This window comes from Bacillus sp. RCC_6_1 (genome assembly GCF_041360755.1).
GTDB lineage: Bacteria > Bacillota > Bacilli > Bacillales > Bacillaceae_G > Bacillus_A > Bacillus_A cereus.
In genome coordinates, this window is the sequence record NZ_JBFUPV010000023.1 from 42,814 (window position 1) to 53,692 (window position 10,879).

A 10,879-nucleotide genomic window follows, 5' to 3' on the forward strand; every position below is an offset into this window, starting at 1 on the left:
AGGGTGTTTTTTACTATTTTTATGTTAAGATATTTTGGTTGATATTCATCTTATTTTAGGAGGTTGGAAGATCTGTTACATGTTTTTCAGATGGATTTTAGTTTCTATACCGAAAGTATAAAAGTTTTAGGCTTATTAGGGAATTCTACTCGATTATCAATTGTTTGTAAATTGACTACATATGGATCGTTGTCAGTTTCTGATTTAAGTAAGCAAACAAAAATTACAGAAGATTTGATTGTACAACATTTGCGTAAATTAGCCTCTGGAAATATTGTAATTAGTGAACGTATAGGGAAAAGGCTTTATTTTAAAATAAAAGATAATAAAACAATTGAGATTATTAGGGTATTAGGGTTACAAAGTTAATATTAATTACTTTCGATATAAATGCTTTTGCTATAACTTAATTGTGTAAAATCACAAGTAGTCCACCTAAGGAAATAGGTGGGCTTTAAATTCATAAAAAAAGACCCCTAAAGGTGCCTTCCTGGGACTTGAACCATCTTAATTTTGAAAAATGGCATTGAAGGAATTTCTTTATTTATAACTATATTAGGGATGTTAATAATGGTCTTCTTTTTATTTGTTTACTTGTTTTCTTGGAAAACTTAATTAAAGTTTCTTAATTATTACTTGTTCGCCATCCTTCATAATGTCCTGTCCATGAATTTTTACTTACTTCAGTTGCTCCTTTTAAATACCAAGTCACTCCATCCCACTCTTTTACAGTAGGTATTTCCCCTTTTGATTTGTAACCAGGAAAGTCTTGTTTTTCTTTTTTCTTAACAAAACTTTTTTTATTATCAATCGTTTTTAATTTTACACCTGTATCAGTAGGTGTTTCCGCAAATACTCCTCCAGCACCAGATAACATAATTCCAGTTGCTAATGTTCCAATTATTACTTTCTTGAACATGAAAAATCCCCCTTTTTTGGAATGAATATTACATAAATAACAATACCATATTATTTGTATTTTCTAACATTTGAATTTATTTATAAATATTTAATTGAATATTCAAACTATACAATCAATATGAAAAGATTTAAAAATAATTAGTTCTATTAGTAGTGAATCTCAAGTCAATGATTGGAAGAAAACTAAATTATTTATGGGGTAAGAAGTATAGAACTCAAACTTTTTTTTGAATTTATATTCAAAAGTTTACTTTCAAATTAGAAAAGGCTAGTCCCTCGATACCCTTTTTGGAAATAAAGAAAGGACACCCTAAGGCGCTTTACTCCTCCTTGGACTATCCTTTATTACTACGGTACCAATTAATAAATTAAATTATAAAAATAATTTGTTATACTTCTATGTACCCTAGTTGGTATAATGTATAAGGCAATTATTGGTTAATTAATAACGAACATATATTAGGGAGGTATACAAGTCATGGAACTAATAATTTTTTCATTTGTATTAGTGGTAATATTCTTTATTCTTTCAATAACTTTAAGTGGTAAAGGTCAGTGAATAGCAAAAGAAGTTTTAAAAGAGCTTATTAATGGTCCTGAGGGAAAAATGTTGGTAGGTTTTTTTGGAACTTTAGCAGTTATAGGAGTAATTTTTATCATTTGGTTTTTATTGAACTAAACATTCCAGTTACTCAGGCTGATACAAGGTGCAAGAAAATTACTAGATAATTAAAGGTACATATATATTAGGAGGTACATAAACCATGATAGAGTTAGTTACGGCGTTTTTCTTACTAATTCTCCATTCCATTGTTTATCTCTTTTCAAGTGGAGAAACTAAGCAAATAGCAAAAAAACATATAAAAGAAATTCTTAATAGTCCTGATGGAATAATAATATTAGTCTTTGCTGCGGCACTTTTAATCGGGGGGATATATTTATTAACATTATGATTTCAGATACCTTAGTTTAAAACGTATAAGGAAATTAATAGCACGCATTAGGGAGGTACATAAGTAATGATAGATATAATATTCTCATTCTTCTTAGTGGTTACTTATTTCATTATTTATCTTTTTTCAAGTGGAGAAAAGAAACAACAAGCAAAAGAAAATCTAAAAGAAGTTATTACAGGTGCGGATGGTAAACTCCTATTAGTTACTGTTATGGGAATTCTAATCATGGTAATCTGGTTATATTTTTATGTTTTAGGTTTATGAATATAAACTAAAATCATATCCAAGTATACGAGATAATGGTTCACCTGGGAAGTATGCGTATTATGGTGGAGAATAGGACACTGGTGGTCTTTTTGGAGAAGCTAAATGTGTTATGAAACTGATGAACCGGATAATAGGTAGTATATAAAGGTCTTATCTTTTTTATAGGAAGATAAGGCTTTTTTATGCATAAAGAAAAGACACCCAAAGGTGCCTTTCTCCGACTTGAACCACTTTAATTTTAATAATATGTATTGGACGCCAATCCAAATATTATTTTACCATGTTAAGTTGTATTGTACATTGAGAAATTTGGTATACCTCTTTATTTGAACGTAAAAAGCCCTAGAGGAGCTAGGACTTTTTGACAGAATGAAAATGATTCAAAAAAGGACTTATATAACGTAACGTATGAATGTTTCATAAATGTATCGTAAAAGTGAACAAAATCTATATTTTGTTATTTTACTCCATCTCCTTCTAATGCTTCTTTTAGCATTCCTTCAGCTTCTTTTCTAATTTCTTCAGGTGTCATCTGGTCCACTGGTTTATAATTACCGTTTTTATCGTAGTCGGCTGTGTTAGTTTTTGGCTCATTTGTAGATGGCGGAACAGATTTATTAGGGTTCTCGTGTGTTATAACTTGAGATGCAGGAGATCCCTCTGTTTTAGACCTGTTTTGCTTTGTTAACTCTTCTTCTAACTTTTTCACTTGATCATCAAGAGCTTTATTTTCTGTTTCTAATGTTTTTATGTTTTTGTGAAGTACCTCATTTTCTTCAACGATTTGTTCATTAAAGTTTAGTCGGTTCATAGGTTCTTTTTCTGGTGATATACCTACTATAATAATTGCCATTAACATTAGTAATCCTGAAAAAACGAAATGATTTTTTGCTGTTTTTTTTAATAAGAGTTTAATAAATCCTTTAATTAAATAATAAATCCCGATAATTATAGTGTAAGTGAACGTCATAAACATGGTATGGAAAATCGTTCTAGATGTGAGGCTTGGGAATTCTCCAATTGTTTCATAAAGCGCACCATATGTAACCATCAAAATTGCAGCATACATTATCGTCAATATTAAGACGACAATTAAAAATCTTTTAAATAGTGTCAAAGCTATTCCTCCTGTAAATCTTAGATGTATTAGATAATTTAATAAAAAAATAAAAGTACTCTTTTGAGTGCCTATTTTAAGCAGATACAGTAGCTTTACCTTAACCTTTACGGAAGATACCCATTAATCCACCGATCATTAAAGCTATAAACGCGAAAATAAGACCAAAAATACCATCAATAAGACCTAATACAAATTCAGTTGTTCGTTTCATTATAATCTCTTTAATTATGTAAAATGTAAGATTTCCGAGCTTATCATAGCAAACAATCAATTCTAATATTGTCATATTATGTCGAACGGAAACAAAAAAGCACTCATAAGAGTGTTTATCCTTAAATCTAATGTTTTTTACTAGATTTTTTATGTCCTTTATTTCGTTCACAAGCTACACCATCGCCATCACGATCTAAATGCGAAGCATAAGCTGGGCTATCTGGAGTTATATCGTAGTAACCAGCATTATTTGCATCTGTACAGTTTGCAAAGTGAACTTTCTCTTGTTTAGGTGCAGCTTGTTGCTGAGGTGCTGTATTAGCTGCAGCTTTTTGTTGTTCCTGTTCTTTTGCTCTAGCTACTTCTTGTTGTTTCTTTTGTTCTTCAGCCTTTTTCTGTTCTTCTAACTTCTTTTGCTCTTCAGCTTGTTTTTGTTCTTCGGCTTTTTTCTGTTCTTCTATTTTCTTTTGTTCATCTTCTTTTTTAGTTTCTTGTTTTGGTTCTTCTGATGTACTTGCTTTATCATTTGAACCACAAGCAGCCAATCCCATAAGTAACACGCTGCATGCTAAAGCCATTAATAATTTTTTGCTCATAATTTAATTCCTCCAAGATATATAAAATGTAATATTTCTGGACAATCTTATCAAAACAAACATCTATATATTGTAATATTGTGTCAAATGAAAATAAAAAAGAGAGAGTCATAACTCTCAATGGGAAAATGATAAGAATTTACCGATGGATAATAGAGAAATATCCTCTATTTTTTACTAATATTGAGTAATGGTTTTTGTCAAATCTATAGGGAGATGTGGTTTTAATGTGGGGAGGAAGGAGTGTGTTTCAAAAGGTGTACCTTTTGAAGTGTTAAGGTATGAAATGATTTAAGGTTTAGAAAAAAATTTATAATTAAATATTAGAATTCATTGGAGCCATGTTCAGTTTAACTTCCGATAAATGTGTTTTAGAATTTATTATGAGAACGCGTTATTAAAAAAGGGAGGCTGTTACAAATGTGGAGAAATATAGAAAATCACTGAAAATGATTGTGCTTTGAGTTAACATAGTATTAAGGTAACTTTCCTAAGTAAGTATTTAAGGGGTGAATAATTTGAGTTTCACATATAAGAGACCGTTAATTTTTATAGTCCTACTGTATATTCTATTGCTAGCTTTTAACTATGCAAATCATAATCAATTTAATTGGTTTGAAAACCTTATAAAAACACTATTTATAGTAGTGTTTTTTGAAATTATGATGTGGTTATTTTCTTCAAAAAAAACAACCTCTAGAAAATAAGAGGTTGTTTTTTATCAATCACCAAGTTTTTCCAGTCTAGCCTTCTTCTTCATATAAACATGTACCAAAATAACATGCAAGTTGACCAGCTAAACTAACTAAATTACCTTTGACGCCTAATTTTATCATTTTTCTAGCTGCTAATTCATATTCTTTGTTAGTAATATTAGCAATAATAGAACCTAAAAAACCTACTGATAGAAATTCTACATAATTTGCTATAAGTTTTCTTTCTATACATCTATCTACAGCTTCTGTTTCTTGTTTGAATGGATCCTCATAGCCAGGCGGTGTATTTACACGTTGGATTTCTTGTCTCAATTGTTCTAATTCTTCAGTTTTACCATATTTGTTTTCTATCATATCAATATTAATATCTACTACTCTTCCGTGTTTATCTTTAATTGCAGCCTCTTCCATAACAAACTTCAATTGAGCAGCTACTTCTTGTACTAATTTTTCTTCTTCACTATTAATCTCTTGAGCTTTGGAAATCCCAGCGAAAGAAGTTGTAAACAAAGCGAGTACGAGAGCCATTGATACAATATTTCTTAATATAGCCTTCATTTTTAATCCCATCCCTTTTTCCTTATTTATGCTTTTTTACCGGTATTTTCTAGAACATTTCTATCTTAATACATAAGTCTATAAAAATATATACCTTTCAGAAAGTGTAAAAATGATAGAATTCAATGATTAATCCCTTTAAAACCGCAGTTTCAAGATAATTACAATTTAATTATTTTAATATTCTCATTTTTATTTATCAATTAAATTGTGGATATAGAAGAAAATAAAAAGCCACTTCCTTTAGAGGGGGGGCTTTTTTTGATAAGTTATTTCACATCTATTATATTAGAAAATTGCAGTTTCATTTTATTACAAAAGGCATCGGTACATATAACAGCACTATTTTGCTGGTCAATACCAACAACAGTCATATAGCTAGAGAGTAAATAGCCATCTTCATAATATGTAATTAGTATTTCTTCTTCAGATAATAAGGAACATAACAACATGTTCTCAATCAGTTCTTTTTCTTCAGCGGTTGAGATTGGACGGGGTACCCTATACGTTTCTTAATTATTTTAATTGTACTAGAAATTGTGAATAAAAAAAGAGAGCCGAAGCCCTCTATAATAACTACTAATAACCATAGTCACTACTCTCATAGTAATATGAATTTGATTTACCACAACAAATACATGTTGTTTGTTGGATAAATAATGGACTAAGTTCAGCGTTAGCTGTAGTGGCATTTGAGAAAGTAATACTTTGAACATCCTCAAATAAGAAAGTTTTTCTATCTCCTGGTGTTAATGTAATTATTTGTGGGGTTGTGGAATTAAATGTTCTAATAGTCAATGTAACAAACGCAGCAAATACAGGGCTAAAACTAAAACGAATTAGAGTTTTATTGTGATTAGTTGTAAAATTTTCAAATAGGGTAATTGTAGAACCGGGTGGGATTTCAAGACTTGTAGGGGTAGTTTCAGAGCCGAAAATTGTAAATGTCTCTATGAAACAGTTACTGGAGTTTGAAGAGTTACATGATTTATCTTTTTTCTTGTAATATTTCTTTCCATCTTTACAGAAATAATCTGCCATATCTAATCATTCCTCTCAAAAAAGAGTTTAAGGTTGTCCCATATTATATTATGAAGGTTGTATAAAAAGGTTCTAGTTTAAAAAGAGTAAAAAAAAAAGAGAGCCGAAGCCCTCATTGGATAAATTGGTAATGTTTTGCAAAACGGCCTTGCTGCCGTCCGTCTAGCCCCTCATAAGCTCGTTGGATGTCGTTGCAAAATTTGAAACTTATTGCTAATCATAAAAAAGACACCCAAAGGTGCCTTCCTCCGACTTGAACCGCTTTAATTTTAATAATATGTATTGGAATCCCATCAAAATAGTATTTTACTACGTTAATTAATATTGATCATTGAGAAAAAATAAAAGCACTCTTTCGAGTGCCTATTTTATTCAGATACAGTAGCTTTATCTTTACGGAAGATACCCATTAATCTTCCGATATCAGTAACAGTCATTATTAATGAAGTTTTATTAATGAATTTAACCAGCATTTTTATGTGAATCAGCACATGTGAGTGGATTTGATTTTGGAAAGAAGAAAGGGACACTCTATATTCAGTTAGATATGGAAGAACTCATGAATCAATTGTCCCCTGGTCAAACAATGGAGATTTCAGAGGCACACATTGGACAGCGCCAAAAATTACCAGCTCGTGTTATTATTCATCGATTAACAAAAGAACAAACAGAGAAAAGGTTGAAGGAACAAGCAAAAAAAGAAAAGAAGAAAGGTATTACCTACAAAGAACGAAGTAAACGGTTGAGTGGGATCAACGTGTATATTACGAGTCTTTCTACAGAAAATGTTCCAACGGAACATATCCATGACTTGTATTCATTACGCTGGCAAATTGAAATTTTGTTCAAAACATGGAAATCTTTTTTTAAAATTGACAGGTGCAAAGAAATTAAGAAAGAACGCTTAGAATGCCATTTATATGGGCAACTCATTAGTATTTTACTCTGTTCATCGACGATGTTCAAAATGCGTCAGTTACTCTTGGATAAGAAAAAGAAAGAGTTAAGTGAATACAAATCCATCTATATGATAAAGAATTATTATCAATTGTTTTATGAGGGACTACAAAAGAGCATCCATGAATTATTAAAAGTTTTGCTGCGTTTGTTTTACCTTTTAGAGAAAAACGGGAGAAAATCTCATCGGTATGAAAAGAAAACCGTTTTTGATATTTTAGGTGTTGTGTATGATTATATATTGTCAAAAAGTTTCAAGGTTGCATAATATTTTTTAAAATGCCTAGTTAATAGGTTTATTTGTTATGCCTATCTTTAGAACAGTCGTAGAAATTTAAAGGAATAATCCTCACATATAACCTCTTAGCGCCCTAAGGTTGATGGCGATGTGGCGGCATCCCATTGCTATCAACCTAACAGAACAGGTTGATAGCAAAAGTTTTTTATACAAAATAACATCAAAAAATACGTCTTGAACAAGTGTTAAAAAAGAAAGCTGAAGGGCAAGTAATCCTTTTGGAATCTTTTTAAGAGAAAATGATACAATGAAGATAATATTGGGGAATTATGGGGATGATTACGTTGCTTACTTTGATAAAATTTGTAGTTAGTTATGTTGCAAGTCTGTTTGCTTTTATTTTTGGATGGTTCTTAATTTCATATATTTTTAATCCTAGCTTTATTCACCCGGACGTTTTACATGGATTCATAAAAACTATCGTCACTTATGGTAGTATACCAGCTCTCATAGTTTGTTTACTTGGGGAAGTTTTATATAGGAAAATTAAACGATGTCGAGAGTTTCAATTTGGAATTCCTTTATTTATAGGACTAGCAGTTATCTATACACTTATACCATTTCTTTTTCTTTTTACTTTTACTTTTTCACATTTCTTTGACTTCGTTGCACCTGTTATTATGGGTTCCTTAGCGTTTTATTTAGTACGTAGAAAAATATAATTCTCGTTTTGGTGCATTATAATAGCTATCTCTGAATCACTAGTTTCAAAAAGCCTTCACGCAATAATGATTGCATGAAGGCTTTTGATGTTTGCTTATTTTTTTGTCTCGTTAACCCATGTAATAATGTCCTGGATGACGTATTCGGGAACGTTAGCAGGGATTTCATATTCACTAGGGAGGCTTAATTTCCCGTCACCCTCCGTGAAGAAATGATTCAATTTCGGATATTTTTTGAACTGAGCATTCCCGCGGTTTGAAAGTCCTTTCTGCCATTTTGTATATTCATCTTTTACTGTTACTTGATAATCACGTGCTCCTTGCAGAATGAGTAAAGGCTCTTTTCTTAATTTTGCCTCTTCAACTGGACGCCACCTAGAAACATCATACATAAAATGAGGTGACCCAAAATTGTAGCCAGCTGGAGGATGGTCAGGATTGAAAGTAGGATCCTGAATAAAAGCAGCCTGTCTTTTTAGTTCATCGATTTCTTCCTTTGGTTTCCCAAGGTATTGATACTGATCAATGGCAATTTCAGTCAAAGGGCGTGCAGGTGGTGCGAGTAAGATGCTTCCTCGGACAAGTGAGGAAGGTGCTTTGCTTAGTATACGTGGCATTGTGCCAGCTCCTAGGCTATGTCCAAGAATGAAAATATTATTTGGATCAATGCCTTCCTGCTGCGCTGCTGATTTTGCTGCAAATATAGCATCATCTGTAGTATCACGGTCTAACGTAACAGGTTCTGTACTCATCTTTAATGCATGTTCTAAGGTGCGTTTTTCATAGCGCAACACTGCAATTCCGTTGGATGAAAGGCCCACTGCAATGTCTCGTAAGATTTTTGTTCCCATATATGTGCTATCGCGATCATGGATGCCAGCACCATGAACAAGAACAACTACGGGCAGCTTTTCACCACGCTTATGTTTCGGAATTGTTAATGTGGCTGGTAACGGATAGGTAGAATTTCCAATGACGATTTCACGTTCTTGATAGGAATCAGGTTGATCATAGCTAGGATGGGGGATGGTAAAATATTCCTCGGGTGACCTTTCTCCAACTTCATCTACTTTCCCGCCAGGTGTGAATTTAAGGAGTAGCGGTATGGTAGTTCCTTCGGTAGCTGCTGGAATTTCCACCGTCTGATGGACCAAGTTTCGTTCTTTTATCACGGGGGTTCCCATGCTTTTTATCCTGCTCCAGCCACTTTGTGTCCACCAGTTTTGTAATGTGGTTGCTGTAAACTTGGATTGAAAAGCAGCAGACGTCAACTGTATTGCCTCTGCATACTTACCTTGCTGGAGATATTCAAAAAATAATGATGTACGCTCCGTTAAAGAGACTAGTTTCTTTTCAGCAGATTGTTCCTCATGTGTATCTGCGTGAATAGTTGTTGTAAGCGGGAAAGATGAAACACCTAAAGAAAAGAGTAGGGTAAATGTAAGGACTGATTTTTGTATTTTCTTTTTTTTATTCATGTTTTAACCTCCAATATGTGATGGTAAAAAACAGGTATGGTAATTAGAATTCTGGTACGAAAACTTCAAAATATTTGCAAGCAATCTCCAAAGCTTGGACATACTAATATTATTATTCTAAAAAAATGTAGATTTCTTCTCTTGTTACATGCATATTAATCCCAGAAATAATCTTTTTTCCTTCACTTTATATTTTGATTATACGAAGCAAAGCTCTCGTTTTTCTTACTTGATACTTACAAATTCCTTAAGTAGAGGATATTTTAAAATTTTGGCTGTATGAATATGTAGCGGTACTCCTATGTTAAGAGATAGCTTAAGGACCGAGGATTATATTGTTTTTATAAAGAGTTGATGTTATGTTTGTTTTGTAACATATGGTGTTTTATGCATGTAGGAGGATTTATTGAAGAAATTATTAATATTGTTTTTATTAGCTACATTTTGTCTACAGATTACAGGATGTTCTAATAATATGGGTACACTAAGGGAGAAGTCTAAAACTTTAACAACTGTGAAGTCTAAACGCATCAATAAAGGGTGGTACAAACATATGTAATAGTTTGTATCACCCTTTGTTGATGTTAGAAGTCATAAGGAAAAGGTTGATAGTTAGATATTTTTCATAAAGAAAAGACACCCATATAAGAGTGTCCTTTCTAATAGTTTTTTAGCAGAAGCAACTGCATCCGATAATGATTAATAGTATAAAGAGTACAACAAGCAAAGCAAATCCTCCAGCAAAACCACAGCCTTCTCCGCAACTACCACCATAGCCCATAATAGTTCCTCCTTTAGGTAAGAGGATTAAAACTAAGGTTCATTCATGTATTTTAACGGGTTCACTTTACTTTATGTTTTTAAGAATGAATGGAGCAGGTCCTTTTAAAAATAACGAAAAGACCCCCTAAAGTGCCTTCCTTCAACTTGAACCATCTTAATTTTAATAATATATTGGACTCCTATCCGACGAATACTATTTTACTATGCTAATTTTTTTTGTTCATTGAGGGGTAGCACCACATCGCTATCAAGCTAAGAAAATACAACGTCAATTATAGTAGAGGTTGTTTTTTTTTTTGTGTAGGGAATTTAA

At 32.1% G+C, this 10,879-nt stretch carries 12 protein-coding genes and 4 pseudogenes; 8 read left to right on the forward strand and 8 right to left on the reverse strand.

What is annotated here, in order from left to right:
• Positions 1–90: 90 nt before the first annotated feature.
• Positions 91–369 carry an ArsR/SmtB family transcription factor gene (locus AB6801_RS30075; RefSeq protein ID WP_016109355.1) on the forward strand — a complete coding sequence of 93 codons (279 nt, stop codon included), beginning with the start codon at positions 91–93 and terminating at the stop codon, positions 367–369.
• A gap of 256 nt (positions 370–625) precedes the next feature.
• On the opposite strand, the gene AB6801_RS30080 is transcribed toward AB6801_RS30075, so the two are convergent.
• On the reverse strand, positions 626–919 hold the full coding sequence (locus tag AB6801_RS30080) for an LCI fold-containing protein (protein WP_000475232.1): 294 nt from the start codon (positions 917–919) through the stop codon (positions 626–628).
• A 480-nt stretch (positions 920–1,399) separates the two neighbouring features.
• On the opposite strand from AB6801_RS30080, the pseudogene AB6801_RS30085 reads away from it, so the two are divergent.
• The 3 genes and pseudogenes from AB6801_RS30085 (at position 1,400) to AB6801_RS30095 (ending at position 2,141) form a co-directional block, all read left to right on the forward strand.
• A pseudogene (locus tag AB6801_RS30085) lies at positions 1,400–1,600 on the forward strand (hypothetical protein).
• Between the two features lie 85 nt (positions 1,601–1,685).
• On the forward strand, positions 1,686–1,874 hold the full coding sequence (locus AB6801_RS30090) for a hypothetical protein (RefSeq protein ID WP_000571721.1): 189 nt from the start codon (positions 1,686–1,688) through the stop codon (positions 1,872–1,874).
• A gap of 66 nt (positions 1,875–1,940) precedes the next feature.
• Positions 1,941–2,141, forward strand: a complete 201-nt coding sequence (locus AB6801_RS30095) for a hypothetical protein (protein ID WP_000565400.1) — start codon at positions 1,941–1,943, stop codon at positions 2,139–2,141.
• Between the two features lie 460 nt (positions 2,142–2,601).
• On the opposite strand, the gene AB6801_RS30100 is transcribed toward AB6801_RS30095, so the two are convergent.
• The 5 genes and pseudogenes from AB6801_RS30100 to AB6801_RS30120 all read right to left on the reverse strand — a co-directional run bounded on the left by AB6801_RS30100 (position 2,602) and on the right by AB6801_RS30120 (position 6,388).
• Complete coding sequence (locus AB6801_RS30100; protein ID WP_097999308.1) at positions 2,602–3,261, reverse strand: hypothetical protein; 660 nt, start codon at positions 3,259–3,261, stop codon at positions 2,602–2,604.
• 341 nt (positions 3,262–3,602) lie between these two features.
• Positions 3,603–4,073 carry an excalibur calcium-binding domain-containing protein gene (locus tag AB6801_RS30105; protein ID WP_097999307.1) on the reverse strand — a complete coding sequence of 157 codons (471 nt, stop codon included), beginning with the start codon at positions 4,071–4,073 and terminating at the stop codon, positions 3,603–3,605.
• A 743-nt stretch (positions 4,074–4,816) separates the two neighbouring features.
• Complete coding sequence (locus AB6801_RS30110) at positions 4,817–5,359, reverse strand: hypothetical protein (RefSeq protein WP_097999306.1); 543 nt, start codon at positions 5,357–5,359, stop codon at positions 4,817–4,819.
• 257 nt (positions 5,360–5,616) lie between these two features.
• A pseudogene (locus AB6801_RS30115) lies at positions 5,617–5,859 on the reverse strand (YolD-like family protein); the annotation flags it as partial.
• A 67-nt stretch (positions 5,860–5,926) separates the two neighbouring features.
• Positions 5,927–6,388: a hypothetical protein gene (locus tag AB6801_RS30120; RefSeq protein ID WP_097999305.1), complete on the reverse strand. Its 462-nt coding sequence runs from the start codon at positions 6,386–6,388 to the stop codon at positions 5,927–5,929.
• A gap of 517 nt (positions 6,389–6,905) precedes the next feature.
• Here AB6801_RS30120 and AB6801_RS30125 point away from each other — a divergent pair.
• The 3 genes and pseudogenes from AB6801_RS30125 to AB6801_RS30135 form a co-directional block, all read left to right on the forward strand.
• A pseudogene (locus AB6801_RS30125) lies at positions 6,906–7,613 on the forward strand (transposase); the annotation flags it as partial.
• Positions 7,614–7,771: 158 nt separating this feature from the next.
• Positions 7,772–7,893, forward strand: a pseudogene (locus tag AB6801_RS30130) (GNAT family N-acetyltransferase); the annotation flags it as partial.
• Between the two features lie 25 nt (positions 7,894–7,918).
• Complete coding sequence (locus AB6801_RS30135) at positions 7,919–8,305, forward strand: hypothetical protein (RefSeq protein WP_000631597.1); 387 nt, start codon at positions 7,919–7,921, stop codon at positions 8,303–8,305.
• 95 nt (positions 8,306–8,400) lie between these two features.
• Here the strand turns inward: AB6801_RS30135 and AB6801_RS30140 are convergent, their stop codons facing one another.
• Complete coding sequence (locus tag AB6801_RS30140) at positions 8,401–9,783, reverse strand: alpha/beta hydrolase (protein ID WP_097999304.1); 1,383 nt, start codon at positions 9,781–9,783, stop codon at positions 8,401–8,403.
• 406 nt (positions 9,784–10,189) lie between these two features.
• On the opposite strand from AB6801_RS30140, the gene AB6801_RS30145 reads away from it, so the two are divergent.
• Complete coding sequence (locus tag AB6801_RS30145) at positions 10,190–10,342, forward strand: hypothetical protein (protein WP_000734749.1); 153 nt, start codon at positions 10,190–10,192, stop codon at positions 10,340–10,342.
• A gap of 111 nt (positions 10,343–10,453) precedes the next feature.
• Here AB6801_RS30145 and AB6801_RS30150 read toward each other — a convergent pair whose 3' ends face one another.
• Entirely contained in the window at positions 10,454–10,564 is a 111-nt protein-coding gene (locus AB6801_RS30150; protein ID WP_000540371.1) for a YjcZ family sporulation protein, read from the reverse strand.
• Positions 10,565–10,879: the final 315 nt, after the last annotated feature.

Coding starts and splice junctions, on each gene's coding strand:
- AB6801_RS30075 (WP_016109355.1), top strand. CDS start 91: ATGGATTTTAGTTTCTATACCGAAAGTATAAAAGTTTTAGGCTTATTA.
- AB6801_RS30080 (WP_000475232.1), bottom strand. CDS start 919: ATGTTCAAGAAAGTAATAATTGGAACATTAGCAACTGGAATTATGTTA.
- AB6801_RS30090 (WP_000571721.1), top strand. CDS start 1,686: ATGATAGAGTTAGTTACGGCGTTTTTCTTACTAATTCTCCATTCCATT.
- AB6801_RS30095 (WP_000565400.1), top strand. CDS start 1,941: ATGATAGATATAATATTCTCATTCTTCTTAGTGGTTACTTATTTCATT.
- AB6801_RS30105 (WP_097999307.1), bottom strand. CDS start 4,073: ATGAGCAAAAAATTATTAATGGCTTTAGCATGCAGCGTGTTACTTATG.
- AB6801_RS30110 (WP_097999306.1), bottom strand. CDS start 5,359: ATGGGATTAAAAATGAAGGCTATATTAAGAAATATTGTATCAATGGCT.
- AB6801_RS30120 (WP_097999305.1), bottom strand. CDS start 6,388: ATGGCAGATTATTTCTGTAAAGATGGAAAGAAATATTACAAGAAAAAA.
- AB6801_RS30135 (WP_000631597.1), top strand. CDS start 7,919: ATGATTACGTTGCTTACTTTGATAAAATTTGTAGTTAGTTATGTTGCA.
- AB6801_RS30140 (WP_097999304.1), bottom strand. CDS start 9,783: ATGAATAAAAAAAAGAAAATACAAAAATCAGTCCTTACATTTACCCTA.
- AB6801_RS30150 (WP_000540371.1), bottom strand. CDS start 10,564: ATGGGCTATGGTGGTAGTTGCGGAGAAGGCTGTGGTTTTGCTGGAGGA.